This is a genomic window from Hydrogenophaga aquatica, assembly GCF_054780915.1.
The window spans coordinates 24707-50343 of sequence record NZ_BAAGVK010000003.1 but is presented as its reverse complement, the minus strand read 5'-3'; the positions used below and the strand labels follow the sequence as shown (position 1 = coordinate 50343).

The window sequence follows — 25637 nt, the reverse complement described above, 5'->3', positions numbered from 1 at the left end:
TCAGAACGGCCCAGCCTTCACAAAGGCACCGCCCTGGTAAACAGCAGCAGGGTCGTTCAAATCGGGCGCGCTGGTACGGGCGTACACCGCCTCGCGGAACACGTCGGAACTGTCTTGCGGCACATAGCCCACATGGCGCGCACGCGAGTTGTCCCACCACGTCACCGCGTTGTCCGACATGCCGAAGATGATGCTGTGCCCCAGCACCGGCGTGCTCAGGCAGGCCGCGATCAGGCGGTGCAGGTCGTCGTAGCTCAGCCAGGTGGCCAGCATGCGGCGGTCCCGGGGCTCCGGGAACGACGAGCCGATGCGCACACAGGCCGTCTCGATGCCGTAACGGTCGAAGTAGAAGCGCGAAAAGTCCTCGCCGAAGGCCTTGCTCACGCCGTAATAGCTGTCGGGGCGGGCCGGGTGGTCGGCGTTGATGGTTTCGCTCTGCTTGTAAAAGCCGGTGACGTGGTTGGAGCTGGCGAACACGATGCGCTTGACGCCGTGCTTGCGTGCCGCCTCGTACAGGTGGTACACGCCCAGGATGTTGGCCTGCACGATGGCCTCGAAAGGCGCCTCCACCGAGATGCCGCCCAGGTGAACAATCGCGTCGCAGCCGGCCACCATGGCATCCACCTCGGTCGCGTTGGCCAAGTCGGCCAGCACAATTTCCTCACCAGGCTGGGCCAGGCCCATGTCCGACTTGTCAGACAACCTAAGCACATCGCAATTGGCTTTCAGCCGGTCCCGCAAGGCCTTGCCCAAGCCGCCCGCCGCCCCCGTGAGCAGTATTTTTCGGTGATTTTTCAGCGTTTCACTCATGATTTTCAGCGTTTCGCAGCAGTTTTGGACAAATTCGCGAAGGTTTGATACAGTTGCCGGTATGCCGTTGTCTGTTGTACGTTGTCTGACAACGTGAGCGAATGTAGCCAAGCCTTTCACACGGTGTCAAGGAAAAAGTGATGGACCTAGTGAAAACCCCAAGCCCGGTGCCCGCACCGGCCGCCCCCCAGCGGCGCCAGCGCGGCCTGGTGCCCGAAATCGTGCAAAGCCTCAGCGGTGACATCCGCGAAGGCCAGCTCAAGCCGGGCGACAAGCTGCCCACCGAGTCGGCGCTGATGGAGCGCTTTGACGTGAGCCGCACCGTGGTGCGCGAGGCCATTTCGCGCCTGCAGGCGTCGGGGCTGGTGGAAACGCGCCATGGCATCGGCACCTTCGTGAAGGCGTCGCAGGAACCGGCCAACTTCCGCATCGCCCCGGAAGACTTCGCCACCGTGGCCGACGTGATCTCGCTGCTGGAGCTGCGCATCAGCCTGGAAACCGAAGCCGCCGGGCTGGCCGCGCAGCGCCGCGAGGACACCCACCTGCGCAACATGGAAGCGGCGCTGGCCGCCTTCGAGGCGTCCATCCAGGCGGTGTCTGACGCCGTGCCCTCGGACTTCCAGTTCCACATGGAAGTGGCACGTGCCACCGGCAACCGCCACTTTGCCGACCTGATGACCTACCTGGGCACCATGATCATTCCGCGCACGCGGCTCAACACTGCCGACGCCGCGCCCGAAGGCCGCCTGGCCTACCTGCAGCGCGTGCACAGCGAGCACGAGAACATCTACCAGGCCATACGCGCCCAAGACGCCGAAGCTGCCCGCGCCGCCATGCGCACGCATTTGTCCAACAGCCGTGAACGGCTGCGCCGCTCACAGCCCACCGAACCGCCAGCAACACATTGACCCCTCAACCCAACATGTCTCAACTGCAATCTGTCGAAGCCCGCACCGGCCAAGCCTTTGGTCAACCCCTTCAAGCGTCCACCGCCGCCGACATTGACCGCGCCGTGCAAGCCGCCGCGCAGGCCTCTGCCGCCTGGGCCGCCAGCAGCGGCGAAGCGCGCGCACAACTGCTGCGCGGCCTGGCCGACGCGCTGGAAGCCGACCGCACCGCCTTGGTGGAGCTGGCCGACACCGAAACCGCCCTGGGCCCCGTGCGCCTGAACGGCGAGCTGGACCGCACCACCTTCCAGCTGCGCCGCTTTGCCGACCTGGCCGCCAGCGGTGCCCCCTTCGCGCGTGTGGACGACCCCGCCGTGGCCGGTGCCCCGCCCGTGGGCCACCCGGACATGACGCGCCAGCTCTGGCCCCTGGGCCCGGTCGCCATGTACGCGGCCAGCAACTTCCCGTTCGCCTTTTCGGTGCTGGGTGGCGACACCGCCAGCGCCCTGGCCGCAGGCTGCCCGGTGGTGGTCAAGGCCCACCCAGGCCACCCGCACCTGTCGGTGCGCGTGTTCGGTCTCATCCAAAAGGTGCTGCAGGCGCAGGGCCTGCCCGCTGGCCTCATCGGCCTGGTGCAGGGCGCGGGCAACGACGTGGGCGTGGCACTCATTCGCCACCCCGGCATTGCTGCCGCCGCCTTCACCGGCTCCACCCGGGGCGGCCTGGCCCTGCTGGCGGAGGCACAGGCACGCCCGCAGCCCATTCCCTTCTATGGTGAACTGGGCGCCATCAACCCCGTGGTGGCCCTGCCCGCCGCGCTGGCCGAACAAGGCCCCGCACTGGCCACCACACTGGCAGGCTCCATTGCCCTGGGCTGCGGCCAGTTCTGCACCAACCCTGGCCTCATCGTGCTGCTGGACGACCCCGCCAGCGACCGCTTCGTGGAAGCCCTGGCCGCCGCACTGGCGCAGCAGCAACCCCACGCCATGCTGACGGCAGGCATGCGCAAGGCCTTTGCCGCAGGCACGCAAGCCCAGCTGGCCCATGGCGCCCAGGCCCTGGTGCAAGAGGCCGACGGCCCGCAAGCGCCCCGCCCCTTCCTGGCGCAGGTGGACGCCCAGCGCTTCATCGCCGAGCACGCCTTGCGTGAAGAGGTTTTCGGCCCCTCCAGCCTGATCGTGCGTGCGCGCACGCTGGACGAAGTGCAGCAGGTGCTGCGCGCCGTGCAAGGCAGCCTGACCGTGACGCTGTGGGGTGTGGACGAAGACACCCCCGCTCACCGCGAACTGGTACGCACCGCCGCCAGCGTGGCCGGTCGCGTGCTCTTCAAGGGCGTGCCCACCGGCGTGGCCGTCACCGCCGCGCAGCAACACGGCGGCCCGTGGCCCGCCTCCACCGCGCCCATGACCACCTCGGTGGGTGACGCTGCGCTGCAGCGCTTTTTGCGCCCCGTCTGCCTGCAAGACGCTCCCCGCTGGTTGCTGGACCGGCAGGGCCAGCCGTGTTGAGCACGGCGCAGCGCTTGCCGCTGCTGCAAAGGCCCAGGGTGGTGCTGGCCCTGGCCACCCTGTGCTGCGCCCTGTGGGGCAGCGCCTACCCCGCCATCAAAAACGGGTACGCGCTGTTCAACATTGCACGCGACGACGTGGCCTCGCAGCTCGTCTTTGCGGGCTACCGCTTCCTGTTCGCCGGGCTGCTGTTGCTGGTGATGGCCACGCTCATGCGCAAGCCGCTGTGGAAACTGGACGCGCGCGACGTGGGCCGCCTCACATTGCTGGGGCTGACGCAAACCTCGCTGCAGTACGTGTTCTTCTACGTCGGGCTGGCGCACGTCACCGGGGTCAAGGGTTCCATCCTCAACGCCACGGGCACCTTCTTCAGCGTGCTGCTGGCCCATTTCATCTACCACAACGACCGGCTCACCCACCGCAAGGCGCTGGGCTGCGCCATCGGCTTTGCCGGGGTGATGGTGGTGAACCTCGGCGGCGGCGGGCAGATGAACATGGAGTTCACCCTGCTGGGCGAAGGCTTCATCGTTCTGGCGGCGTTCGTGCTGTCGGCAGGCACCATTTACGGCAAGCACATGTCGCAACGCATGGACGCGATGGTGATGACCGGCCACCAGCTGGCCCTGGGCGGTGCGGTGCTGCTGCTGGGCGGCTACGCCAGCGGCGGCACGCTGCAAGGGTTCACCTGGGCGTCCAGTGCCTTGCTGGCCTACATGGTGGTGCTTTCTGCCGCCGCCTTTGCCCTGTGGGCGGCGCTGCTCAAGCACAACCGCGTGGGCACGGTGTCGGTGTACGTGTTCCTCATTCCGGTGTTCGGCGCGCTGCTGTCGGCCGCGTTCCTGGGCGAAAGCATTCTGGCCTGGCACAACGCCGTGGCGCTGGTGCTGGTGTGCAGCGGGATCTGGATGGTGACGACGTCAGCGGCGGGGCAACACCGTCTTGAGCAGGCGCCATCGGCTGCTGGCCCCGCCTGCACCCAACGCCAGGAGGGGTGAGCTGCAGGGACCGGTCTTGGCCGCGCCCTGCGAACCTCCCCCGCTCAGATCACACCGCCTCCGCACCGCTCAACGCCAACTCCGCCAACCGCACCGCCCCTTCAAAGCTGCGCGCACCTGCAATGAACAGGTTCAGGTGGCAGAACACGCTGTCGGCCACGCCGGTCACGGCGGCCAGTTCCGCGTCGCGCAGGCCCGCCCAGGCAGCGGGCAAGTCAATGCGGGAATCGAAAGACCCCACTTCAACCGGCACGGTCTTGACCTGGAACTGGCTGCCGTCCGAGTCGGGGTAGATGACCAGGCGAACGTCGGGCATTTCGTCCACCACCACACGCGTCCACGGCATGCCGCCCTCTCGCAGGTGCAGCACCCGCCCGTTCAGCAAACGCGGCGCCTGGCGCACGGTGTCCACGGCCAGAATCTGCCCGATCTTCTTGACGATGGCCTGGTCCAGAAACTTGCGGGTGATGGCCACGGCCTCCACAAAGCGCGCGTCTTGCAACTGCGCCTTGGCCTGCACGTTTAGCCCGCGCTCCTCCAGCCAGTTGGTGTTGAGTTGCGCGATCAGCGAAGACAGCCCGAAGATGCCCGGCGCCACTTCACCCTGGCCGGTGTCCACCATGTCCAGGTACTGCACCAGCGAATGGTCAATGGAGTGGACGATGCTGGCGATGGCGTCATCATCAAGCACAAAGCCACGTGCCTGAGCCAGCGCACGCGCATAGGCCGCGCCGTGCACCGACCAGACCAACCCGGCACTGGCGTAGCCCACGCCCGGCTGTTCCAGGCCGTTCACCTTCTGGGCGGGGCGGGCACCGGCGAATCCGCGCTGGTGGTGGTCAAAGCGGCCCCGCTCGGGCACCCATTCCCCGCCCACGTCCACCGCAAAGTCGGCCGCGTCAATGGCGGTCTGCTGGCGGGTGCGCAGCAGTTCGTGGCTGGGGAAGGCGCCCATCAAAACCCCTACGCCGAACACGTCGTCCGCATGAAAAGTACCGTTGTGGGTGGCAATAAGTGTTGGGCGTTCGTTCATCGGGCGATTGTAGGCAGCCCTTGGGGCGCTGAACATTTCACCCAGCTTTCAAGCTTTCCCAAGGTTTCCTCTATCGCGCAGCCGGGGTTGAACTGCCATGATCGGCAACATGAAACTGCTGCTGGTCGAAGACGATCTGGACCTGGTCCACGCCTTGAGCCGGGTGCTGAGCACCGAGGGCTTCGAGGTGACCTGCTGCGCAGACGGCGAAGACGCCCTGTCCATGCTGCGCCGCACCCGGTTCGACGCGGTGCTGCTGGACCTGAGCCTGCCGGGCATGGACGGGCTGGAGGTGCTGGAGCACCTGCGCGGCAGCGGCTCGGCGGTGCCTGTGCTGATCATGACGGCACGCGGCGCCGTGGAGGAGCGGGTGCTGGGCCTGAACACCGGCGCCGACGACTACCTCACCAAACCTTTCGACATCCAGGAGCTGACTGCCCGCCTGAAGGCGCTGGTGCGGCGCAGCCTGGGCATTGAGGAGATCCGCTGCGGCCTGCTGCGGGTGGACCGTGCCAGCGGGCTGGTGTACCGCGGCCCGGTGCCCATGGAGCTGCCCGCGCGCGAGCTGGCGCTGCTCAAGGCGCTGATGGAGCGCAACCACCAGGCAGTGGCCCGCGAGCACCTGATAGACACCGTGTTTGGCAACGAAGCGGTGGGGCCCGACGCCATCGACGTGCTGGTGCACCGCCTGCGCAAACGGCTGAGCGGCACAGGCGCCAGCCTCATGACCCTGCGCGGTGTGGGCTACTTCCTGGCCGATGAGGCCCTGGGCGAACGGCCATGAAGCGCCTGACCGCCTGGTGCCAAAGCCTGCAGGGCAGGCTGCTGCTGCAACTGCTGGCGCTGTTGGCCTTGGCCCGGCTGCTGCTGGCCGGGCTCACGGCCTGGGGTGTGTTGCCGGTTGCAGAAGGGGCCTTGCAAGACACCGTTTACCTGCTGGCGGCAACGGCCCTGCCCTTTGCGTGGGTGCTGCGCCGCACCATGCGCCAGGTCACGCAACTGGAGGCGCCCCTGCGCCGTGCCATCCGCGAAGACCACGCGCTGCCCGTGCAAAACCACCCCACAGAACTGCGCGGCCTGGTCGAGGCCATCGACCAGTTGCTGCTGCGGCAACGCGAATCGCTGGCGCAGCAGCGCCGCTTTCTGGCCGATGCGTCGCACCAGCTGCGTACCCCCTTCGCGGTGCTGCGCACGCAGCTACAGGGTCTCATGTCTGGCCAACTGGACGCGCACGACGCCCTTCCCCGCATGCTGGCCACGGTGGACCGCTCCAGCCACCTCACGCGCCAGTTGCTGGCGCTGGCCAAGGTGGAGCAGTTGCAGCAGCGTGGCGAATGGCACGCCGTGGATCTGGCCCAGGTGGCACGCAACATTGCCATGGAATTCGCCCCGCTGCTGGCCCGCAAGCGGCTCGACTTCAACCTGCAGGCGGTGCCGCTGAGCCTGCAGACCGACCCCTGGATGCTGGGCGAAATGGTGCGCAACCTGCTGTCCAACGCCATTCACCACGCGCCCAAGGGCTCGGCGCTGGGCATGGTGGTGCGTGTGCTGCCCGGCGAGGCGGAACTGATCGTCTGGGACAACGCGGGCGGCGTGGACGAAGCCGTGCGCGACAAGCTCTTCAAACCGTTTGAATCGGCATCGGGGGGCACCGGCATTGGCCTGGGCTTGTCCATCTGCCAGCAGATCGCGCAGTCCATGGACGCCACCGTGGCGCTTTACAACCGCCTGCAAGATCAAAAGGTGATCGGCGTGGACGCCGTGGTGCGCTGGCCCCTGCCAGTGGCGGAAGGCGGCGCGCCCGCGGCCAAGGACTCAACGTGAGCGCCGAGGTGGTCATGGACGGCCTAGAAAAAGCATTCCCCGACGGCACCCGGGCACTGCGCGGCATACACCTGCGCCTGCACCGGCGGCAGCTCACCACGCTGCTGGGCCCTTCGGGCTGCGGCAAGAGCACGCTGCTGCGCCTGGTGGCTGGGCTGGAACTGCCCAGCGCCGGCCGCCTTTGGCTGGACGAGCTGGACATGACCACCCTTGGGCCCGCCCAACGCCCCGTCAGCATGGTGTTCCAGAACTACGCACTGTTTCCGCACCTGAGCGTGTGGGACAACGTGCTGTTCGGCCTGCGCGCCAGCGGCGTGGCCCCGAAGGAACAGGCAGCCCGCGCCCAGCAGGCGCTGGACATGGTGGGCATGGGGAGCATGGCGCGACGCTTCAGCACGGAACTGTCGGGCGGGCAGCAGCAGCGCGTGGCCCTGGCCCGGGCACTGGCCCTGCAACCCAAGGTGCTGCTGCTGGACGAACCCCTGTCCAACCTGGACGTGGCCCTGCGCCGCCAGATACGTGAAGACATCCGCGAACTGCAACGCCGCCATGGCCTGACCGTGCTCTACGTGACGCACGACCAGGACGAAGCCATGGCCGTGAGCGACCAGATTGCGCTGATGCACGAGGGGCGCATTCTTCAGGTCGGCACGCCGCGTGACATCTACGAGACACCGGCCAGCGAGACGGTGGCGTCGATGATGGGAGATGCAGCCATTTTCGATGCCCACACCGGCACTGACGGCCACCTGCGGCTGGGCCCGCTGGACCTAGGCCCCCACCCGGGCACCAGGCATGGTCCGCTGAGGCTGGTGGTACGCCCACAAGCCTGGCGCATGGAGGCGGCCTGCGGCGAAGGGCTGGCGGGCAAAGTCATCGGCCGCGCCTATGTGGGCCGCCAGACCGAATACCAGGTCAGCACCACCCTGGGCACGCTGTTCATCCTTCGCGCCGGGGAACAAACTGGCTGGCGCCCGGGTTCACCGGTGAGCCTGTTCCTGCGCGCACGAGACGTCAGCGTGCTGCCGCCGTCCAACACAGCCATGCCAGCGGGCCCCTGAATGGCGCCAACGGTTCCACCCTCCTGCCGATCAACCCCACCCTGAATAGAGAGAGACACCATGAAAAAATCCCTGCTGCTGACTCCGCTGCTGGCCATTGCCATCGCTCCTGCGCATGCACAGAACAAGGAACTCAACCTGATCTGTTCCGCCCAGGCGGCCTGGTGCAGCATGATCGCCGTGACGTTCGAAAAGAGCCAGGGCGTCAAGGTCAACATGACGCTCAAGGGCTCTGGCGAGGCCCTGGCACAGATCCTGGCCGAGCGGGCCAACCCCAAGACAGACGTGTGGTTCGGCGGCACCGGCGACCCGCACCTGCAGGCTGCCGAGCAGAACCTCTCGCAGGAATACCGTTCGCCATCGCTGCCGCAGTTGCACGAATGGGCCCAAAGGCAGGCCCAGCAGTCCGGCTACAAGACGGTGGGCATCTACTCCGGTCCGCTGGGCTTTGGCTACAACGTTGAACTGCTCAAGAAGAAGAACCTGCCCGTGCCCACGCTGTGGAGCGACCTGCTCAAGCCCGAATACAAGGGCGAGATCCAGTCGGCCAACCCGGCGTCCAGCGGCACGGCCTACACCATGATCGCCACGCTGGTGCAGCTCATGGGCGAAGACCAGGCCTTTGAATACCTGAAGAAGCTGCACGGCAACATCGCCACCTACACCCGCTCGGGCACCGGCCCGATCAAGGCCGTGGCGCGTGGCGAAGCCACCGTCTCCATCAGCTTCGTGCACGACGGCCCTGGCGAGAAAGCCCAGGGCTTCCCGCTGGAGACGGTCACCCCGTCCGATGGCACCGGCGCCGAAATCGGCTCCATGTCCATCATCCGGGGCGCCCGCAACCTGGACGCTGCCAAGAAGTTCTACGAGTGGGCGCTGACGCCCTCCGCCCAGGCGCTGGGTGCCGCCACGCTGCAGTTCCAGCTGCCGTCCAACAAGGCCACCAAGGTAGACCCGCGCGTGCCCGACTTCCGCCGCATCAAGCTGATCGACTACGACTACGCCAAGTACGGCCAGGTGGCCGAACGCCGCCGTCTGATCCAGCGCTGGGAGCGCGAGGTCAACAGCCTGCCGCGCTGAACCCAGCCCTGCCGATGGGGTGCGGCCCGCGTGGCCACCCCCTCCTTCAGCACCAACAAGAGTGATCGCCATGATGCGAGTTTTATCCCTGCGCTCCAACAGAGCGATCGGAACCTGGGTTCTGATCGGTCTGGCGGCCTATGCGCTGCTGCCCTGGTACTTCCTGCAAGACGGATCTTTGCTGTCGGCCCTGCCCCAGGTGTGGAGCGGTGAAGGCTTTGGCAACGGCCTGTTGCAGGCCACCACCCACGACCGGCCCTGGCTTTGGAGCGGCGTGGCGGGTCTGCTGCTGGCAGGCCTGGCGCTCATGTTCCCCGCAGACCGGCGCCAAGGCTGGGTGTTGCTCGGCGGCGCATTGCTCGGGCTGCTCGGTTTGCTGGGCAGCGGCTTCACCATCGGTGTGCCGGGTTGGGTGTTCCCCAGCCTGGAAGCTGCCTGGGGGCCGCTTGCACACGGCCAGTACGGCATGGGTTGGGGCGCCTTCGTGGTGTTGCTCAGCCTGGTGGTGGTGCTGGGCGCCGCGCTGGCTCGGCTGGGGTACTTCCGTTCCGACCTGTTCGTGGCCGCCTCGGTGGTTGGCTGTGTGGCCTTGCTGGCGCTGTTCGTGGTGTATCCGGTCGCCCGCTCCATGGTGTCGGCCTTCCACGACGACATGGGTGTGTTCCACCCCGCCTCGCTCATCGAGCGTCTGGCCACCGAGCGCATCTGGGGCCTGGGCTGCCTGGCCGAAGGCCGCCAGTGTGGCGTGGCCTGGAACACGCTGTACCTGGCGCTGCTCACCGCCGCAGGCACCACCATCATGGGCACGTTGATGGCGCTGTGGGCAGAGCGCGGCGGCACCCGCCTGAAGAAACCGCTCAACGCCCTGGCCATGCTGCCCATCATCACGCCGCCCTTCGTGGTGGGCCTGGGACTCATCCTCATCTTTGGCCGCGCGGGGCTCTACAACCAGTTCATGGAATGGGCCTTCGGCATCCCGCCCTCACGCTGGTTCTATGGCGTGTTTGGTGTGTGGCTGGCACAGATGTTCGCCTTCACGCCCATCGCCTTCATGATCATGCGCGGCGTGGTGCAGGGCGTGAGCCCATCGCTGGAAGAAGCCGCCCAGACGCTGCGCGCCAGCCGCTGGCGCACCTTCACGAGCGTGACCTTGCCGCTGCTCAAGCCGGGCCTGGCCAACGCCTTCCTGGTGGGCTTCATCGAAAGCATGGCCGACTTCGGCAACCCGATCATCCTGGGCGGCCAGTACGCGGTGCTGTCCACCGAGATCTTCTTCGCCATCGTGGGCGCCGCCATCGACCCCGGCATGGCCGCTGCCCTGGCCATGGTGCTCACGCTGTTCGCGCTGACGGTGTTCTTCGTGCAGCGCTGGGTGCTGGGCCGCTCGCAGTTCACCACCGTTACCGGCAAGGGCGACGCCAGCCTGCCCATGCCGCTGCCGCGCGGCGTGCGCTGGGTGTCCATCGGCGTGGCCGGGCCGTGGCTGCTGTTCACGGTGGCGCTGTACCTGTTCGCCTTCGCAGGGGGCTTTGTGCAAACCTGGGGGCGCGACTACACCATCACGCTCAACCACTTCCGCGCGGCTTTTGACGTGCAATGGAGCGAGTTCGGCCTGGTCTGGGCGGGCACGGCGTGGAATTCGCTGTTCACCACGGTCACGCTGGCGGGCATTGCCGCACCGCTGTGCGCCGCGCTGGGCCTGCTCATTGCCTGGCTGCTGGCGCGCACCGAGTTCCGGGGCAAGTCGGCGTTCGAGTTCTCGGCACTGCTCACTTTCGCCATCCCCGGCACGGTGCTGGGCGTGAGCTACATCCTGGCCTTCAACGTGCCGCCGTTCGAACTCACGGGCACCGGGCTCATCATCGTGCTGTGCTTCGTGTTCCGCAACCTGCCGGTGGGCGTGCGGGCGGGCACCGCTGCCTTCAAGCAGCTGGACCGCTCACTGGACGAAGCCTCCATGATGCTGCGCGCCAGCACCCTCACCACGCTGCGCCGGGTGGTGGTGCCGCTGCTCAAGCCTGCCCTCACCGCCGCACTCATCTATGGCTTCGTGCGTTCCATGACCACCGTGTCGGCGGTGATCTTCCTGGTCTCGGCCAAGTACGAACTGTCCACCACTTACATCATCGGCCGCGTGGGCAATGGCGACTACGGCGTGGCCCTGGCGTATTGCACCGTGCTCATCGTGCTGATGTCACTCATCACCCTGGTAGTGCAGCGCCTGGTGGGCGACCGCCAGCTCGGCAGGCGCTCGCAACCCCACTGAAGCCACCTTGACACGACCGCTTTCCTGGAGCCTGACATGACCACGAATACCTACGGCATCGAATTCCGCAACGTGACCAAACGCTATGGCGACGCAGCGTCGCCCCTGGTGGTGCGCGGCATCGATTTTTGCGTCCCGCGCGGCACGCTCACCACCATCCTCGGCCCCTCGGGCTGCGGCAAGACGACCACGCTGCGCATGATCGCGGGGCTGGAAACCCCCAGCAGCGGGCAGATCCTGATCGACGGACGCGACGTGACCACGCTGGGCCCGGCCGACCGCAACGTGAGCATGGTGTTCCAGAACTATGCGCTGTTCCCGCACATGACAGTGCTGCAGAACGTGGGCTACGGCCTGAGCGTGGGCCGCGCATCGGCCCGCGAGACCGAAGACCGCGCCCGCGCAGCCCTGGCCACGGTCGGCCTGTCCGGCATGGACCAGCGTTACCCCAGCGAGCTGTCCGGCGGCCAACAGCAGCGCGTGGCCGTGGCCCGCGCGCTGGTCATCGAACCGGCGGTGCTGCTGTTCGACGAGCCCCTGTCCAACCTGGACGCGCGGCTGCGCCGCAGCATGCGCGAGGAAATTCGCAGCCTGCAACAGCGCCTGGGCCTGACCGTGGCCTACGTGACGCACGACCAGAGCGAGGCCCTGGCCGTGAGCGACCAGATCATCGTGATGGACGGCGGCAACATCGCCCAGGCGGGCACACCGCAAGAACTGTACGAGCGCCCGCGCAGCACCTTTGTGGCGGGCTTCATGGGCGAGGCCATGCTCTACGACGGCAACTCGTTGCCCGACGGGCAGGTGCAGGTCGGCCCGCTGGCGCTGATGCCACGGCACCGATGCGCGGCGGGTGCAGTCAAGGTGGCCATTCGCCCGGAAGCCTGGCAGGCCACCGCGCCCGCCGAAGGCACACTCAACGGCACGCTCACCAAACAGGCCTACCTGGGCAGCCACCAGGAACTCACGGTGGACACGGCCTTGGGCCCGATTTTCGTGATCAGCTCCGACGTGCACCGCGCCTGGCAGCTGGGTGACACTGTGGGCCTGGCACTCGACGGTCACGGCGTGTCCGTGGTCAGCATCTGAAAGACAAGGAAAAACTCATGATTCAACGCGTGGTATTCGACCTGGGCGGCGTCGTCTTCAACTGGCAGCCGCTGGTGGTGCTGGGGCAGCTGCTGCCGCAGCGCATTCAGAACGAGGAACAGGCCCGCCACTGGGCAGGCGAAATTTTCCAGACCTTCCACCCGGAAAGCGACTGGGCGCTGTTCGACCTGGGGCAGATCGAACCGCCTGCGCTGGCCAGCCGCATTGCGCAGCGCACCGGGCTGACCGAGGACGAGGTGCACACCGTCATCGAAGGCATTCCGCCGCACCTCACCCCCATGAGCGAAACGGTGGACCTGATCGACACGCTGCACCGCAAGGGTGTGCCGCTGTACTTCCTGTCGAACATGCCCGCGCCGTATGCCGACATCCTGGTCCAGGGCAACGCCTTCTTTGACCGCTTCCGCGACGGCATCTTCTCGGCGCATGTGAACCAGATCAAACCCGAGCGCCCGATTTTCAAGAGCGCCGACGCACGCTTCGGCGCGAGCGGACCGGGCACATTGTTCATTGACGATTCGCGGCCCAACATCGACACCGCGCACGCCCACGGCTGGCACGCGGTGCACTTCCGCGACCCGGCGCAATGCCGTGCGGAGCTGGCGGCACACGGGCTGGTGTAGGCTGGCTAGGCTAGGAAATCCGCCAGCAAGTCGGCTGTCGGGTCGGGCCTGCTCGGGCTTGGCTCGGTCTTCGCCCAGCGGCTGGAAACGCGGTACCAATGCGGCTTCAGGCGGATCACCTCCAGTTGGCCGCTGCTGGACACCCGCCCCCCCATGCTGACTCCCGCAGGCTCCCCCTCAGCAGCCAAGTTCAGGCACCGTTGAGCATGCCTGCGCCATTCGGTCTCGTCTTGACGCTCCGGATGCAGGGCCCTGCGTTGCACCCAGGCCCACACGGCCTGCCAGCCCTCGCGGGTCAGTTCGACATTCATCGAGCAGGCTCCGCGCCAGGCTGCTTAGCCTGGGCGAACCAAGGTTCAGGGAAACACAAGGGGGCGATGAAGGGCATGCGTCGTATCAAAAACACCGGATTGCACAAAATGGGGGGCCAATCTAACAGCCGTGGCAGCACCCGGTGGAGCCGGTATCGACGCGAAGACCGTCCCGGCGGAACTGCCGGAACAGTGGCCGTCAGAGTGAGGTGTCTGACGGGCAACCCCGCTATCGTGTCCCGCCAGGCGAACGGGATGCAGACCGGAGGCTTTGCGGCCCTGGCTTTCGCTCAGGTGTGCCAAGGCGGCGATTCTAGCGGGAGGCCGACCCCGGGCAATGTTGTTGGCGCTTGCCGTACTTCAGGCGCATGCCCAGAATGAGGAGCGCCAGCGTCAGGGTGACAAAGTTGGCCAGGATCACCGGCCAAGATTCCAGGTAGAGACCATAAACCAGCCACAGAGCCACCCCTGCCGTGAACACGCTGTACATGCCCAGGGAGATGCCCGAGACATTGCGGGTCTTGTAGGTCAACCACACCTGCGGCAAAAAGCTGGCGGTGGTCAACACGGCGGCGATCATGCCGACCCATTCGGGCGAGAAGGTAGCCATAGGTGGAGCTAGGTGGGTGATACGTTTGCCCCAGACACGCCAGGGTAAACCCTGGAAAATATACCTTTTCCGGGAATTCCACAAAAGCCCCAGGCCCTTGTTTTAGGCATCGAACCAACAACGCATGACACCCAGCATCCACGTTCCACCCCATTTGCAGCCCGGCCGCCGCCTGCGCCACTACAAGGGGGGCTTGTACGAAGTGACGGGCGCCTGCCTGATCGAGGCCACCCTGGAAACGGGCATTCTCTACCGCCCCCTGCAAGGCGACGGCGCGGCGCTGACCTGGATGCGCCCTGCCGCGGCTTTCGACGAGATGGTGGACACCACGCAGGGCCCCGTCCGGCGTTTTGAGGAGCAGTCATGAGCAGCAGCATCGTCATCCAGCAGCCCGCCGCTGGCGCCAGCCATTTGTTTCTGCTGTTCCACGGCGTGGGCTCCAACGCGCACGACCTGCTGCCCGTTGGGCAGGGCATTGCCCGGCAGTTCCCCGGGGCGATGGTGGTAAGCGTGGACGGCCCACATGCGTCGGACCTGGGCGCAGGAAGGCAGTGGTTCTCGGTGATTGGCGTGACGGAAGAGGGGCGGCCCGCCCGCATTGCGCAGGCCATGCCGCTGTTCATTTCCACCGTTGGCGAATGGCAGCAAAAGGCAGGCGTGGAGCCCGCTCAAACCACGCTGGTGGGTTTTTCGCAGGGCGCCATCATGGCGCTGGAATCCACCCAGCAGGCCACCTTGCCAGCTCACCGGGTGGTGGCCTTCGCCGGGCGCTTTGCCACCGCCCCACGCCTAGCGCCTGCGGGTTTGACGGTGCACCTCATCCATGGCGACCAGGACAACGTGATTTCCCCGCGCTTCAGCCAGGAAGCAGCGCAGGCGCTCAAGGCACTGGGCAGCCAGGTGACGCACGACAGCGTGCCCGGACTGGGCCACGGCATCGACGCCACGGCTTTTGGCCACATGGTTACGCGCCTGCAGGCGTAACGTTCAGGCGGCTGCGCGCAACTGCCGCATCAGTGCGGCAATGCCGTAAGTCCACGGCGCCACGTCGCACGAGGGGCGCACGCGGTTGACCAGCGTGCCCAGGCGCGGGGTGGAAACGCACACGCGGTCGCCCACCTCGTGCGTGAAGCCCTGGCCCGCGCCGCGCCGGTCTTGCGTGGGCGCGATCATGGTGCCAAGGAAGAGCATGAAACCGTCGGGGTACTGGTGGTTGGCGTTGATGGCCTGGCCCACCAGGTCCAGCGGGTCGCGGCTGATGGTGCCCATGTTTCCCGAGCCGCGCCAGTTGAAGCCTTCGGGGCCGTCCACCTCCAGCGTCAGGGTGCAGTGGCGCACGTCGTCAATGCCAAAGTGTGTGTCGAACAGGCGGATGAAGGGCCCGATGGCGCAGGAGCCGTTGTTGTCCTTGGCCTTGCCCAGCAGCAAGGCACTGCGGCCTTCGAAGTCGCGCAGGTTCACGTCGTTGCCCAGGGCCGCGCCCAACGTCTGGCCACGGCTGTTCACGGCCAGCACGATTTCGGGTTCGGGGTTGTTCCAGTCGGAGCCCGGGTGCACGCCCACGTGCGCGCCGCTGCCCACGGCCGACAGCACCGGGGCCTTGGTGAAGATCTCGGCGTCGGGCCCGATGCCCACTTCCAGGTACTGCGACCAGGCGCCGCGGGCCAGCAACACGCGCTTGACCTCGGCCGCCTCGGCGGAGCCGGGCACGATGGCGCCCAGGTTGTCACCCAGGATGGCGAACAGCTCGCGGCGGATACCGTCGGCGCGGCTGGCGTCGCCGCGCGCTTGCTCTTCTATCACCCGTTCCAGCATGCTGGCCACGAAGGTGACACCGCTGGCCTTGACCACCTGCAGGTCGCACGGGGCCAGCAGCCAGGGCAGGGCGGGGTTGCGGTGGTCCTCGTCGCTGTTGGCCAGCGCGGCATCCATTCGCGCCACGGCGCGCAAACCGCCGCTTGCCACCGCCTGTGCAATGGCCCGGGCGGGGTTGTCCAGCTCCAGCAACTGGCTGCTGGTGGGGGCCAGGGGCGACAAGTCCAGCAACTGGCCCTGGTGCAGGGTCACGGGCAGGGCACCGGTGCCGGGCAGCCACAGCCGCCCGAGCAGGGTGGCGCGTTCGTGGTCTTGGGGCAGGGAATGGGCAAGGCGTTCGCTGACGCTGGGGTGGGTTTGGCTCATGGCTTGCAGGGTTCAGGGTCGGGGGGTGGAAAGTTGGTACACACGGGCGGCGTTGGCGCCCAGAATGGCATCGCGTTCGGCCGGGGCCAGTGGCGACAGAAGGGTCTGGGTCTCCTGCCACCAGCTGGCGTAGGTGGCGGCCAACTCCAGCACGGGCCAGTCGCTACCCCATATCACTCGGCTCGGGCCGAAAACGTCGATCACGTGCCGCGCCCAACGGCGGGCAGCATGGGGCGCGGGGTTAGGGCCACATTCGGTGAGCAAGCCCGAGAGCTTGCAGGCAAACGGCGTCTCCTGTGCCAGTTGCGCCATGCCATCAGCCCAAGGCTGCCACTGGCCCTGGGCAATATCGGGTTTGGCTGCGTGGTCAATCACCACCTTCAGGCCTGGGTGGCGCCGCGCAAGTTCCAGCAGGCGGGGCTGGTGTACCGGCTTGACCAGGGCGTCGAACACCAACCCGGCATCGGCCATGGCGTGCAGGCAGGCATCAAGCGCAGGCTGCAGGATCCAGTCGGGGTCGGCAATGTCTTGCAGCATGGGGCGCAGGCCCTTGAGCTTGGGGTGGCGGGCCAGGGTGTGGATGCGGTCTGGGGCGTCAGGCGCCAGCCAGTCCACCCAGCCCACCACACCCAGGACTTCGGGGTGCGCGTCGGCCTGCGCCAGAAGGAAGGCGGTCTCGGCCTCGGTGGGCGCGGCCTGCACCAGCACGGCGGCGCTCACACCGTGCGGCTGGCTTTGAGCACGCCAGTCGGGCACGGCTACGTCACGGTAGATGGGGGCCAACGCGGGAGTGAGCCAGCCGTAGTCGCCACGGCTGAGCTGCCAGGCGTGGAAGTGGGCATCGATGACGGGGGCGGGCGTGTTCGTCATGGTGTGGGTGCTGCATCGGGCAGCAGACCTTGGCGGCGCAAGTCTTCCCAGAAGGCGGCGGGGATGGGGCGGCGCAGCATGGCCAGGCCGTCGCGCCACTCGTCCACGTGGCGGGCGCCCAGCACCAGCAGGTCCACGGCGGGGTGGGCCTGGGCAAACTGCAGGGCGGCAGCACGCAAGGGCACACCATGGGCGTCGCACACCGCTTCGATGCGCGCTGTGCGCTCCACCCAGGCGCTGGCGGCGGGCACGTAATTGAAGGTGGCCGGGCCCTGCCGCGTACCGCGCGCCAGCAGGCCGGAGTTGAACAGCCCGCCCAGCGCCAGCCGCACGCCCCGGCGCTGGCACTCGGGCAGCAACGCGGGCAGGGCGGCGTGGTCCAGCAGGGTGTAGCGGCCAGCCAGCAACAGGGCGTCCAGGTCGGCGTGGCGCAGCACTTCCAGCACCACGGCATGGTCGTTCACCCCCAAGCCAACGGCGCCCACCAGGCCTTCGCGTTGCAAGGCACGCAAGGTGGGCAGGGTTTCCTCCAGCACCTGGCGCAGCACCTGCGGCGCGCGTTCACCGTGTGTGGCGGCGTCCATGTCGTGCACATAGGCCAAGTCCAACCGGGCCAGGCCCAGGCGCTGCAGGCTGTCTTCCACGCTACGGCGCGTGCCTGCGGCGCTGTAGTCCCAGTGCTGCACAAAGGGCAGGCCATCCACATAAGCGTGCTGTTCGCGCGGCACGTTCTGGCAGGGGGTGAGCAGGCGGCCCACCTTGCTGGAAAGGCACCAGCCGTCACGTGGGTGCGGGCGCAGAGCATCGCCCAGGCGGCGCTCCGACAAACCGTGGCCGTAATGCGGCGCCGTGTCGAAGCTGCGGCATCCGTCGTCCCAGGCGGCTTGCAACAGGGTGCGGGCGTCGGCATCGGCCACAGGCGCGAACAGGTTGCCCAGCGCGGCACCGCCCAGGCCCACGCGCAGGCCGCCAGCCATCTGGCTCACGAAAGAAAAAGGCATCTCAGGGTTTCCACCAGTGAACTGTCAGTTATTTTCTAACTAACATGTCAGTCTGAAACCAGTACAAACCCTAGCCATGCTCAAGCACCTGCCCCCACTGCTCACCCCTGATGCGCTGCACGCCCTGGCCAGCATGGGGCATGGTGATGACGTGGCCATCGTGGACGCCAACTTCCCGTCGGCGCGTGTGGCGGCGCAGGGTGGTGCGCGCCTGGTGGAACTGCCCGGCGCCGACGCCCCCGCAGTGCTGCGCGCGGTGCTGGCACTGCTGCCGGTGGACGACTTTGAACCCGACCCGGCACGCTGCATGGCGGTGGTGGGCAACCCGCAGGCAGTGCCCCCGCCGGTGCAGGCATTCACGCAGCAGTTGCAGGCCGCTGGGCTGGCCGCCCCAGTGCCCGTGGAGCGGCACGCCTTCTACGAAGCGGCGGCCAGGGCTTTCGTGATCCTGCGCTCAGGCGAGCAGCGCCCCTACGGCAACCTGCTGCTGCGCAAGGGCGTGTGGCTGGAGGAACAGGCATGAGCACTACCACACCCGCACAGCGCGCGCCCAGCCTGCGTGCGCAGGCCTATGAAAACTTCCGCCAGCAGATCATGCAGGCGCACATTCGCCCGGGGCAGTTCATTTCGCAGCGGGAACTGATGCAGCTGCTCGGCATGCCGCTGGGTGCGGTGCGCGAACTCATTCCGCGCCTGGAGGCTGAAGGTCTGCTGCACACCGTGCCGCAGCGCGGCTTGCAAGTGGCCAACGTGGACGTCAAGCTCATCAAGAACGCGTTTGAGCTGCGCCTGCTGCTGGAACGCGAAGCCGCCGTGCGCTTCACCACCCAGGCCAGCGACGCCGAGCTGGAAAGCATCGAGGCCGAACACCTCTCCATCGTGCGCCGCGCGCGCAGCGGCCCCATCGACGAAGCCCTGCTGGCCGAAGCCACCCAGGTGGACTGGGGCCTGCACGAGCACATGATCGACGCGATGGGCAACGACCTCATCTCGGAGGCCTACCGCATCAACAGCTTGCGGGTGCGCCTCATCAAGTTCGAAAGCTCCAGCCTGTCGGCCGACATCCTGCTGGCCGCCATGGAGGAGCACCTGTGGTTCATCGAAGCCATGCGGCGGCGCGACGCCGCCGCCGTCGCCGAACGACTGACGCACCACATCGAAAGCGCCCGCCGCCGCGTGCTGGGGCTGCCACGCCCGCCGCTGCCGTGGTCTTCAGAGCAACTGGAAAAATCCGAATGACCCCTGCCCACCAAAACGCGTTTCGCGGCATCTGGCCCGCGATGCTTACCCCCCTGACCGAGTCGCTGGACATTGACCACGACGCCTTTGCCGCCCACGCCCTGAAGCTGCTGGACGCAGGCTGCGGCGGCGTGACCGCCTTTGGCACCACGGGCGAAGGCCCTTCGTTCTCCATGGCCGAGCGCATGGCCGCCGTGGAGGCACTGGTGGCGCGCGGCGTGCCCGCCAGCCGACTGATGGTCTCCACCAGCTGCGCCGCGCCGTCGGAAACGGTGGCCCTGACGCGCCATGCGGTGGAGTTGGGCGTGCATGGCTGCCTGGTGCTGCCGCCCTTCTTCTTCAAGGGCGTGTCCGACCAGGGCATCATCGACGCCTACCGCTGGGTCATCGACCGCGTCGCCAACCCGCGCCTGCGCCTGTACCTGTACCACATCCCCCAGGTGGTGGGCGTGGGCCTGTCGCACAACGTCATTGCCACGCTGCTCAAGCTCTACCCCGACACCATCGCAGGCATCAAGGACAGCGCCTGCGACCAGGCCCATTCCGTAGGGCTGGCCAACGCCTTCATGCCGCCGCTGACGGTGTACGTGGGTTTCGAGCCCGACCTGCAGACCCTGGGCCGCCTGGGCAGCACTGGCGCCATCAGCGGCCTGGCCAACTTCGTGCCCCGGCTGGTGCACCGCCTGGTCACCCAGCCCGACGCCCCCACCGCCGCACGCGACCAGCAACGTGTGAAAGACCTGCTGGCCATCTTTGAAGGTTTTTCGCTCATGCCCGCGCTCAAGGGTGTGATGGCCGAACGCGATGGCCAGGCAAGCTGGCTGCGGGTGCGCCCGCCGCTGGTGGCCCTGGCCGGCAGCGAACAGGCCGAACTGCACCAGCGCCTGCTGGCGCTTGGTCTTGATCCAGCCCATGATTGAGCTTTGATTTTTTCCCCCACGCCAACAAACAGGAGACAGCCATGACCACTTCCCTCTTCCGCCGCGGCCTGCTGGCCGCCACCGCCGCCACCGCCCTGCTGGGCGCCGTGGCCCTGCCCGCGCAGGCACAGAGCAAGATCCCGCTGCGCATTTCCACCCCCGCCGTGGCCGACGACTGGCACGGCAAGATGTGGACGGTGTTCAAGGACTCGCTGGACAAGAGCGCGCCCGGCGAGTTCGACGTGCAGATCAACCTCAACGCCGCGCTGTTCAAGCAGGGCACCGAGCCCGCTGCCATGGCGCGTGGCAACCTGGAGCTGTCGTCCATCTCGGCGTTCGACATCGCCAAGCTGGTGCCCGAGTTCTCCATCTTCACGGCGGGCTACATCATCCGCGACCCGGACCACCAGCAGAAGGTCTTCAACGGCCCCATTGGCGAAGAGCTGTACAAGCTCGTTTCCGAGAAGATGGACGTGACCGTGCTGTCGCCCATCTACCTGGGCACGCGCCAGGTGAACCTGCGCGAGGCGCGCAACGTCAAGACCCCGGCCGACCTGAAAGGCGTGAAGCTGCGCATGCCCGGCTCAAAGGAATGGCTGTTCCTGGGTGAAGCACTGGGCGCCACCGCTACACCGCTGGCCTTTGGTGAGGTGTACCTGGGCCTGAAGACCGGCACCATTGACGGCCAGGACAACCCGCTGCCCACCGTGCGCGCCGCCAAGTTCTACGAAGTGACCAAGCAGCTGGTGCTGACCAACCACCTGGTGGACGGCATCTTCATCGCCATCTCCAACAAGAGCTGGAACGCCATGACGCCCGCACAGCGCGACAAGGTGAAGGCCGCCGCCCGCGCCGCTGCCGTTTACAACAACGAGAACCGCATCAAGGAAGAAGCCCAGATCGTGGACTTCTTCAAGCAGCAGGGCCTGCAGGTCAGCACCCCCGACGTGGACGCCTTCCGCAAGTCGGTGCAGGCCGCGTATGCGCAATCGGACATCGCCAAGGCGTGGCCGAAGGGGCTGCTCGAGCGCATCAACAACACGAAGTAAACGCGCATGCAACGCTGGCTGCAAAGAGCCGCCGATGGCATCGGCGGCGCGCTCTTCACGTGCCTGTTCCTGGTGTTCCTGGTGCAGATCACGGCCCGCTTCGGCTTCGGTCGCCCCCTGCCCTGGACCGACGAACTGGCCGTGATCCTCTACATCTGGGTGATCCTTTGGGCCAGCGCTTTCATGGTCAAGCCGCGTGAGCACGTGGTGTTCGATCTCGTCTACCAAAGTGTGGGCCCGCACGTGCGGCGCGCCATGCGGGTGCTGGGCAGCGCGCTGATCGCCGTTCTGGCGGCCATGGCACTGCCCGGCAGCTGGGACTACGTGCAGTTCATGCAACGCGAAGGCACGCCCGTGCTGGGCCTGCCCTTCATGTGGGTGTTCCTGCCCTTTGTGGTGATGCTTGCAGCGGTGGTGGTCCGCTACGGCTGGCTGGCCTGGTGCGCCCTGCGCGGACACGGAGAAGAAGAATGACCCTGGGACTCTGGACCCTGCTGGGCGTGCTGTGCGCAGGCATGCTGCTGCGCGCACCCATCGGTTTCACCATGCTGCTCAGCGGCGTGGCCTACCTGGCTGCCACCCGGCAAGACATGGGACTGGCGGCCGAACAGGTGCTCAACGGCATGTACAACAGCTACGTGCTGCTGGCCGTGCCGCTGTTCATCCTGGCGGCCAACATCATGAACGCTGGCACGGTGAGCGAGCGGATCTTTGATTTCTGCCGGCTGCTGGTCGGGCGCCTGCGCGGCGGGCTGGCACAAGTCAATGTGATGGTCAGCCTGGTGTTCTCCGGCATGAGCGGCAGCGCCATTGCCGACGCCGCAGGCCCAGGCCTGGTGATGATTCGGGAAATGCAGAAACACAAGGGCTACACCCCCGGTTTCGCCGGGGCGATCACCGTTTCCAGCGCCACCATCGGCCCGATCATTCCGCCGTCCATCCCCCTGGTCATCTACGCCCTGGTCTCCGGCACCTCGGTAGGGGCGCTGTTCCTGGGTGGCGTACTGCCCGGGCTGCTGATGGCCCTGCTGCTGATGATCGCGGTTCACATCATTGCCACGCGCCGCAACATGCCCAGGGACAAACCTGTTCCCCTGAAGGAATGGCCTGCCGTGGTGTGGCGCGGCGCGCTTCCGCTGTCACTGCCCGTTGTGCTGCTGGGCGGCATCTACAGCGGCGCCTTCACACCCACCGAAGCCGCCGCCGTGGCGGCCTTGCACGCGCTGGTGCTGGCCGGTCTCGTCTACCGCGCCTTGAGCTGGCGCACGCTGGGCGGGGTGTTTGTGGAGTCCACGCGCTCCAGCGCCATCATCACACTCATCATCGCTGGCGCCTTCATGCTCAACTACGCCTTCACCGCCGAGGGCGTGCCGCAGGCGCTGGCGCAATGGGTGGCGCACCTCGACCTGAGCCAAGTGGCCTTCCTGCTGATGGTGAACGTGGTGTTCCTGGTGCTGGGCTGCTTCCTGGACACCGCAGTGATGCTGCTGGTCTTCGTGCCCATGCTGCTGCCCGCCGTCAAGGCCGTGGGCGTGGACCTGGTGCACTTTGGCGTGCTCATCGTCGTCAACATGATGGTGGGCCTCATCACCCCGCCGTTTGGCATGCTGCTGTTCGTCACCAACGCGCTCACGCGCATTCCCATCAAGGACATGCTGCGCGAAGGCTGGCTGTTCCTGGCCATGCTGCTGGGGCTGGTGCTGGCCATGACGCTGTTCCCGCAGATCGTGCTGTGGCTGCCGCAGTCCATGGGTTACGGGCTGTGACGCCCACCACGGAGACACCGATGACCGCTGCCCCTGACGTCGTGTCCATAGCCAGCTGGAACGCCGACCTGACATCGCACGCCGAGCGCGCGCCCTTGCGCGGCGAAACCCTGCAAGGGCACGGCTTTTCGGTGGGGCCGGGCGGCAAGGGCAGCAACGCCTCGGTGGCGGCAGCGCGGCAGGGTGCGCGCGTGGCCATTGTGGCCCGCACCGGGCAAGACGAATTTGGCCGCATGGGCCTGGACCTGTGGCAACGCGAAGGCATAGACACAAGCGCCGTGGTGCAAGACGAGCGTGAGGCCAGCGGCGTTGCGCTGATTCTGGTGTACCCGGACGGCGACAACAGCATTGTGGTGAGCCCCGGTGCCAACTCGGGGTTGGACCAGGCACAGGTGCGCTCAGCCGCCAGCGCGCTGGCCGCGTGCAAGGTGGTGATGGCCACGTTTGAAGTGCCGCTGCCCGCCACGCGGGAGGCCTTTGCGCTGGCGCGCGCGGCTGGCGCCACCACGGTACTCAACCCCGCCCCGGCCCGCCCCTTTCCGGCGGAGCTGGCGGGCCTGGTGGACCTGCTCACCCCCAACGAAACCGAACTGGCCACGCTGGCGGGCGTGCAGGGCAACCCCGCTGCCGCCGCACAGGCCCTGCTGAACCAGGGCGTGCGCGCCGTGCTGGTCACCCTGGGTTCACACGGCGTGGCGCTATACCGTCCCGGCCAGCCGGTTCACACGGTGCCCGGCCACCAAATGCCCGTGCGCGACACCATCGGCGCAGGCGACACCTTCAACGGCGCGCTGGCCGCCGCACTGGCACGTGGCGAGCCGCTGGAACAGGCGGTGCCCTGGGCCAACGCTGCCGCCGCACTGTCAGTACAGGCCAGTGGAGCCATCGCGGGCATGCCCAGCCACGCCGACGTGGCAGCCTTCTTGCAGGAATCCCATTCATGAACGCTGCGCTGTCCCCCGTCATCCGCCTGCACCCGGACGACGACGTCGTCATCGCCCGCCGCCAGTTGATGGGCGGCACCGTCTTGCCAGACGAAGGTGTGGTGGTGGCTGGCCTGGTGCCGCCAGGGCACAAAGTGGCGGTGCGCACGCTGGCCAGCGGCCAGCCGGTGCGGCGCTACGGGCAGGTCATCGGCTTTGCCACGCAGCCTATTGCGGCAGGCCAGCACGTGCACACGCACAACCTGGCGGTGGGCGACTTCACGCGCGACTACGCCTTCAGCCAAGGGGCGCGGGCGCTGGAGCCGTTGGCCCAGCCTGCCACCTTCATGGGCATCGTGCGAGCCGACGGGCGCGTGGCCACGCGCAACTACATCGGCGTGCTCACCTCGGTGAACTGTTCGGCCACCGTTGCACGCGCCATTGCCGACCATTTCCGGCGCGACATCCACCCCGAGGCGCTGCGCGGCTACTCGCAAGTGGATGGCGTGGTGGCGCTGACCCATGGCGAAGGCTGCGCCATTGACGCGCGCGGCGAAGGGCTGGCCGTGCTGCGCCGCACGCTGGCAGGCTACGCACGGCACGCCAACTTTGCCGCGGTGCTGGTGGTGGGCCTGGGTTGCGAGACCAACCAGATCGACCAGTGGATCGAAAGCGAAGGGCTGGCGGGCAACGCCAGCGGCGCCCGGCTGAAGAGCTTCAACATCCAGGACGCGGGCGGCACCGCCAAAGCTGTGGCGCGCGGCGTGGAACAGGTGCGCGCCTTGCTGCCCCAGGCCAACGCCGTGCAGCGCCAGCCCGTGCCCGCCAGCCATCTGGTGGTGGGTCTGCAGTGCGGCGGGTCCGACGGGTATTCCGGCATCTCGGCCAATCCCGCCCTGGGCGCAGCAGTGGACCTGCTGGTGCGCCACGGCGGCACGGCCATCCTGTCGGAAACGCCCGAAATCTACGGCGCCGAACACCTGCTCACCCGGCGCGCAAGCACGCCCGAAGTGGGCCAGAAGCTGGTGGACCGCATACGCTGGTGGGAAGCGCACTGCGCGCGCCACGGCGCCGCCATGGACAACAACCCTTCAGCAGGCAACAAGGCGGGCGGGCTCACCACGGTGCTCGAAAAGTCCCTGGGCGGCATTGCCAAGGGTGGCACCTCCCCGCTCATGGCCGTGTACGAATACGCCGAGCCAGTGCGCAGCAGCGGCTTCGTCTTCATGGATACGCCCGGCTACGACCCCGTATCCGCCACCGGCCAGGTGGCGGGCGGCGCCAACCTCATCTGCTTCACCACCGGGCGTGGCTCGGCCTACGGCTGCGCGCCCACGCCCTCGCTCAAGCTGGGCACCAACAGCGCGTTGTGGCAGCGCCAGTCCGACGACATCGACATCGACTGCGGCGGCATCGTGGACGGCCACGACACCGTGGCCGCCGTGGGTGAGCGCATCTTTGCGCAGATGCTGGCGGTGGCCTCAGGCGAACGCACGCGCAGCGAACTGCACGGCTACGGCCAGAACGAGTTCGTGCCCTGGGCGCTGGGCACGGTGACCTGAGCCGCTTC

27 protein-coding genes and 1 riboswitch are annotated in these 25637 nt (G+C 67.4%); of the genes, 20 read left to right on the top strand and 7 right to left on the bottom strand.

Annotation, left to right across the window (positions count from 1 at the left end):
- Positions 1-810: an NAD-dependent epimerase/dehydratase family protein gene (locus tag ACYVHH_RS03580; RefSeq protein WP_460563682.1), complete on the bottom strand. Its 810-nt coding sequence runs from the start codon at positions 808-810 to the stop codon at positions 1-3.
- A gap of 140 nt (positions 811-950) precedes the next feature.
- Between ACYVHH_RS03580 and ACYVHH_RS03575 the strand changes: the two genes are divergently transcribed.
- The 3 genes from ACYVHH_RS03575 to ACYVHH_RS03565 are packed head-to-tail and all read left to right on the top strand — an operon-like array spanning position 951 to position 4200.
- Positions 951-1718 carry a FadR/GntR family transcriptional regulator gene (locus ACYVHH_RS03575; protein ID WP_460563681.1) on the top strand — a complete coding sequence of 256 codons (768 nt, stop codon included), beginning with the start codon at positions 951-953 and terminating at the stop codon, positions 1716-1718.
- Between the two features lie 14 nt (positions 1719-1732).
- A complete protein-coding gene (locus ACYVHH_RS03570; RefSeq protein WP_460563680.1) occupies positions 1733-3205 on the top strand; it encodes an aldehyde dehydrogenase (NADP(+)) in 1473 nt (490 codons plus the stop codon).
- Positions 3202-4200 (top strand): DMT family transporter, encoded by a 999-nt coding sequence (locus ACYVHH_RS03565; RefSeq protein WP_460563679.1) that lies wholly within the window; start codon positions 3202-3204, stop codon positions 4198-4200. Before ACYVHH_RS03570 ends, ACYVHH_RS03565 begins: the two co-directional genes overlap by 4 nt.
- Before the next feature lie 49 nt (positions 4201-4249).
- Here the strand turns inward: ACYVHH_RS03565 and ACYVHH_RS03560 are convergent, their stop codons facing one another.
- The gene (locus tag ACYVHH_RS03560; RefSeq protein WP_460563678.1) at positions 4250-5233 is read right to left on the bottom strand and encodes an MYG1 family protein; all 984 of its coding nucleotides are present in this window, start codon (positions 5231-5233) and stop codon (positions 4250-4252) included.
- Between the two features lie 109 nt (positions 5234-5342).
- On the opposite strand from ACYVHH_RS03560, the gene ACYVHH_RS03555 reads away from it, so the two are divergent.
- The 7 genes from ACYVHH_RS03555 to ACYVHH_RS03525 all read left to right on the top strand — a co-directional run bounded on the left by ACYVHH_RS03555 (position 5343) and on the right by ACYVHH_RS03525 (position 13197).
- Positions 5343-6017 carry a response regulator transcription factor gene (locus ACYVHH_RS03555; RefSeq protein ID WP_460563677.1) on the top strand — a complete coding sequence of 225 codons (675 nt, stop codon included), beginning with the start codon at positions 5343-5345 and terminating at the stop codon, positions 6015-6017.
- A complete protein-coding gene (locus ACYVHH_RS03550; RefSeq protein ID WP_460563676.1) occupies positions 6014-7057 on the top strand; it encodes a sensor histidine kinase in 1044 nt (347 codons plus the stop codon). The genes ACYVHH_RS03555 and ACYVHH_RS03550 overlap by 4 nt, the downstream gene beginning before the upstream one ends.
- On the top strand, positions 7054-8118 hold the full coding sequence (locus ACYVHH_RS03545) for an ABC transporter ATP-binding protein (protein ID WP_460563675.1): 1065 nt from the start codon (positions 7054-7056) through the stop codon (positions 8116-8118). The genes ACYVHH_RS03550 and ACYVHH_RS03545 overlap by 4 nt, the downstream gene beginning before the upstream one ends.
- Before the next feature lie 60 nt (positions 8119-8178).
- Positions 8179-9198 carry an ABC transporter substrate-binding protein gene (locus tag ACYVHH_RS03540; protein ID WP_460563674.1) on the top strand — a complete coding sequence of 340 codons (1020 nt, stop codon included), beginning with the start codon at positions 8179-8181 and terminating at the stop codon, positions 9196-9198.
- Positions 9199-9268: 70 nt separating this feature from the next.
- On the top strand, positions 9269-11464 hold the full coding sequence (locus ACYVHH_RS03535; RefSeq protein WP_460563673.1) for an ABC transporter permease: 2196 nt from the start codon (positions 9269-9271) through the stop codon (positions 11462-11464).
- Positions 11465-11500: 36 nt separating this feature from the next.
- The gene (locus ACYVHH_RS03530; RefSeq protein WP_460563672.1) at positions 11501-12553 is read left to right on the top strand and encodes an ABC transporter ATP-binding protein; all 1053 of its coding nucleotides are present in this window, start codon (positions 11501-11503) and stop codon (positions 12551-12553) included.
- A 17-nt stretch (positions 12554-12570) separates the two neighbouring features.
- Entirely contained in the window at positions 12571-13197 is a 627-nt protein-coding gene (locus tag ACYVHH_RS03525; RefSeq protein WP_460563671.1) for an HAD family hydrolase, read from the top strand.
- A gap of 5 nt (positions 13198-13202) precedes the next feature.
- Here ACYVHH_RS03525 and ACYVHH_RS03520 read toward each other — a convergent pair whose 3' ends face one another.
- A complete protein-coding gene (locus tag ACYVHH_RS03520; RefSeq protein ID WP_460563670.1) occupies positions 13203-13508 on the bottom strand; it encodes a hypothetical protein in 306 nt (101 codons plus the stop codon).
- A 216-nt stretch (positions 13509-13724) separates the two neighbouring features.
- Positions 13725-13819, bottom strand: a riboswitch (cyclic di-GMP riboswitch).
- Positions 13820-13821: 2 nt separating this feature from the next.
- Positions 13822-14118 (bottom strand): SemiSWEET family sugar transporter, encoded by a 297-nt coding sequence (locus tag ACYVHH_RS03515; protein ID WP_460563669.1) that lies wholly within the window; start codon positions 14116-14118, stop codon positions 13822-13824.
- A 124-nt stretch (positions 14119-14242) separates the two neighbouring features.
- On the opposite strand from ACYVHH_RS03515, the gene ACYVHH_RS03510 reads away from it, so the two are divergent.
- Both ACYVHH_RS03510 and ypfH read left to right on the top strand, forming a co-directional pair.
- Complete coding sequence (locus tag ACYVHH_RS03510) at positions 14243-14485, top strand: DUF1653 domain-containing protein (RefSeq protein WP_460563668.1); 243 nt, start codon at positions 14243-14245, stop codon at positions 14483-14485.
- Complete coding sequence (gene ypfH / locus ACYVHH_RS03505) at positions 14482-15102, top strand: esterase (protein ID WP_460563667.1); 621 nt, start codon at positions 14482-14484, stop codon at positions 15100-15102. Before ACYVHH_RS03510 ends, ypfH begins: the two co-directional genes overlap by 4 nt.
- Before the next feature lie 3 nt (positions 15103-15105).
- Here ypfH and ACYVHH_RS03500 read toward each other — a convergent pair whose 3' ends face one another.
- Genes ACYVHH_RS03500 through ACYVHH_RS03490 form a run of 3 tightly spaced genes read right to left on the bottom strand, consistent with a single transcriptional unit; the run spans position 15106 to position 18170 of the window.
- On the bottom strand, positions 15106-16299 hold the full coding sequence (locus ACYVHH_RS03500; protein ID WP_460563666.1) for a fumarylacetoacetate hydrolase family protein: 1194 nt from the start codon (positions 16297-16299) through the stop codon (positions 15106-15108).
- A 12-nt stretch (positions 16300-16311) separates the two neighbouring features.
- Positions 16312-17169, bottom strand: a complete 858-nt coding sequence (locus ACYVHH_RS03495; protein ID WP_460563665.1) for an amidohydrolase family protein — start codon at positions 17167-17169, stop codon at positions 16312-16314.
- Positions 17166-18170, bottom strand: a complete 1005-nt coding sequence (locus ACYVHH_RS03490) for an aldo/keto reductase (protein ID WP_460563664.1) — start codon at positions 18168-18170, stop codon at positions 17166-17168. Before ACYVHH_RS03490 ends, ACYVHH_RS03495 begins: the two co-directional genes overlap by 4 nt.
- 76 nt (positions 18171-18246) lie before the next feature.
- On the opposite strand from ACYVHH_RS03490, the gene ACYVHH_RS03485 reads away from it, so the two are divergent.
- From ACYVHH_RS03485 to ACYVHH_RS03450, 8 genes are read left to right on the top strand one after another with little or no spacing between them, the layout of a single operon-like run.
- The gene (locus ACYVHH_RS03485) at positions 18247-18693 is read left to right on the top strand and encodes an RbsD/FucU family protein (RefSeq protein ID WP_460563663.1); all 447 of its coding nucleotides are present in this window, start codon (positions 18247-18249) and stop codon (positions 18691-18693) included.
- Positions 18690-19409, top strand: coding sequence for a GntR family transcriptional regulator (locus ACYVHH_RS03480; protein WP_460563661.1), 720 nt, complete (start codon positions 18690-18692; stop codon positions 19407-19409). Before ACYVHH_RS03485 ends, ACYVHH_RS03480 begins: the two co-directional genes overlap by 4 nt.
- The gene (locus ACYVHH_RS03475; protein WP_460563659.1) at positions 19406-20329 is read left to right on the top strand and encodes a dihydrodipicolinate synthase family protein; all 924 of its coding nucleotides are present in this window, start codon (positions 19406-19408) and stop codon (positions 20327-20329) included. The genes ACYVHH_RS03480 and ACYVHH_RS03475 overlap by 4 nt, the downstream gene beginning before the upstream one ends.
- 41 nt (positions 20330-20370) lie before the next feature.
- Positions 20371-21378: a sialic acid TRAP transporter substrate-binding protein SiaP gene (locus ACYVHH_RS03470; protein ID WP_460563658.1), complete on the top strand. Its 1008-nt coding sequence runs from the start codon at positions 20371-20373 to the stop codon at positions 21376-21378.
- Between the two features lie 6 nt (positions 21379-21384).
- Positions 21385-21852, top strand: a complete 468-nt coding sequence (locus tag ACYVHH_RS03465) for a TRAP transporter small permease (protein ID WP_460563657.1) — start codon at positions 21385-21387, stop codon at positions 21850-21852.
- Positions 21849-23144, top strand: a complete 1296-nt coding sequence (locus ACYVHH_RS03460; RefSeq protein WP_460563655.1) for a TRAP transporter large permease — start codon at positions 21849-21851, stop codon at positions 23142-23144. Before ACYVHH_RS03465 ends, ACYVHH_RS03460 begins: the two co-directional genes overlap by 4 nt.
- A 20-nt stretch (positions 23145-23164) precedes the next feature.
- Positions 23165-24088 carry a ribokinase gene (locus ACYVHH_RS03455; RefSeq protein ID WP_460563654.1) on the top strand — a complete coding sequence of 308 codons (924 nt, stop codon included), beginning with the start codon at positions 23165-23167 and terminating at the stop codon, positions 24086-24088.
- Positions 24085-25629 carry a UxaA family hydrolase gene (locus ACYVHH_RS03450; protein WP_460563652.1) on the top strand — a complete coding sequence of 515 codons (1545 nt, stop codon included), beginning with the start codon at positions 24085-24087 and terminating at the stop codon, positions 25627-25629. Before ACYVHH_RS03455 ends, ACYVHH_RS03450 begins: the two co-directional genes overlap by 4 nt.
- Positions 25630-25637: the final 8 nt, after the last annotated feature.

Coding starts and splice junctions, on each gene's coding strand:
- ACYVHH_RS03580 (WP_460563682.1), bottom strand. CDS start 810: ATGAGTGAAACGCTGAAAAATCACCGAAAAATACTGCTCACGGGGGCG.
- ACYVHH_RS03575 (WP_460563681.1), top strand. CDS start 951: ATGGACCTAGTGAAAACCCCAAGCCCGGTGCCCGCACCGGCCGCCCCC.
- ACYVHH_RS03570 (WP_460563680.1), top strand. CDS start 1,733: ATGTCTCAACTGCAATCTGTCGAAGCCCGCACCGGCCAAGCCTTTGGT.
- ACYVHH_RS03560 (WP_460563678.1), bottom strand. CDS start 5,233: ATGAACGAACGCCCAACACTTATTGCCACCCACAACGGTACTTTTCAT.
- ACYVHH_RS03555 (WP_460563677.1), top strand. CDS start 5,343: ATGAAACTGCTGCTGGTCGAAGACGATCTGGACCTGGTCCACGCCTTG.
- ACYVHH_RS03550 (WP_460563676.1), top strand. CDS start 6,014: ATGAAGCGCCTGACCGCCTGGTGCCAAAGCCTGCAGGGCAGGCTGCTG.
- ACYVHH_RS03540 (WP_460563674.1), top strand. CDS start 8,179: ATGAAAAAATCCCTGCTGCTGACTCCGCTGCTGGCCATTGCCATCGCT.
- ACYVHH_RS03535 (WP_460563673.1), top strand. CDS start 9,269: ATGATGCGAGTTTTATCCCTGCGCTCCAACAGAGCGATCGGAACCTGG.
- ACYVHH_RS03530 (WP_460563672.1), top strand. CDS start 11,501: ATGACCACGAATACCTACGGCATCGAATTCCGCAACGTGACCAAACGC.
- ACYVHH_RS03525 (WP_460563671.1), top strand. CDS start 12,571: ATGATTCAACGCGTGGTATTCGACCTGGGCGGCGTCGTCTTCAACTGG.
- ACYVHH_RS03520 (WP_460563670.1), bottom strand. CDS start 13,508: ATGAATGTCGAACTGACCCGCGAGGGCTGGCAGGCCGTGTGGGCCTGG.
- ACYVHH_RS03515 (WP_460563669.1), bottom strand. CDS start 14,118: ATGGCTACCTTCTCGCCCGAATGGGTCGGCATGATCGCCGCCGTGTTG.
- ACYVHH_RS03510 (WP_460563668.1), top strand. CDS start 14,243: ATGACACCCAGCATCCACGTTCCACCCCATTTGCAGCCCGGCCGCCGC.
- ypfH (WP_460563667.1), top strand. CDS start 14,482: ATGAGCAGCAGCATCGTCATCCAGCAGCCCGCCGCTGGCGCCAGCCAT.
- ACYVHH_RS03500 (WP_460563666.1), bottom strand. CDS start 16,299: ATGAGCCAAACCCACCCCAGCGTCAGCGAACGCCTTGCCCATTCCCTG.
- ACYVHH_RS03495 (WP_460563665.1), bottom strand. CDS start 17,169: ATGACGAACACGCCCGCCCCCGTCATCGATGCCCACTTCCACGCCTGG.
- ACYVHH_RS03490 (WP_460563664.1), bottom strand. CDS start 18,170: ATGCCTTTTTCTTTCGTGAGCCAGATGGCTGGCGGCCTGCGCGTGGGC.
- ACYVHH_RS03485 (WP_460563663.1), top strand. CDS start 18,247: ATGCTCAAGCACCTGCCCCCACTGCTCACCCCTGATGCGCTGCACGCC.
- ACYVHH_RS03480 (WP_460563661.1), top strand. CDS start 18,690: ATGAGCACTACCACACCCGCACAGCGCGCGCCCAGCCTGCGTGCGCAG.
- ACYVHH_RS03475 (WP_460563659.1), top strand. CDS start 19,406: ATGACCCCTGCCCACCAAAACGCGTTTCGCGGCATCTGGCCCGCGATG.
- ACYVHH_RS03470 (WP_460563658.1), top strand. CDS start 20,371: ATGACCACTTCCCTCTTCCGCCGCGGCCTGCTGGCCGCCACCGCCGCC.
- ACYVHH_RS03465 (WP_460563657.1), top strand. CDS start 21,385: ATGCAACGCTGGCTGCAAAGAGCCGCCGATGGCATCGGCGGCGCGCTC.
- ACYVHH_RS03460 (WP_460563655.1), top strand. CDS start 21,849: ATGACCCTGGGACTCTGGACCCTGCTGGGCGTGCTGTGCGCAGGCATG.
- ACYVHH_RS03455 (WP_460563654.1), top strand. CDS start 23,165: ATGACCGCTGCCCCTGACGTCGTGTCCATAGCCAGCTGGAACGCCGAC.
- ACYVHH_RS03450 (WP_460563652.1), top strand. CDS start 24,085: ATGAACGCTGCGCTGTCCCCCGTCATCCGCCTGCACCCGGACGACGAC.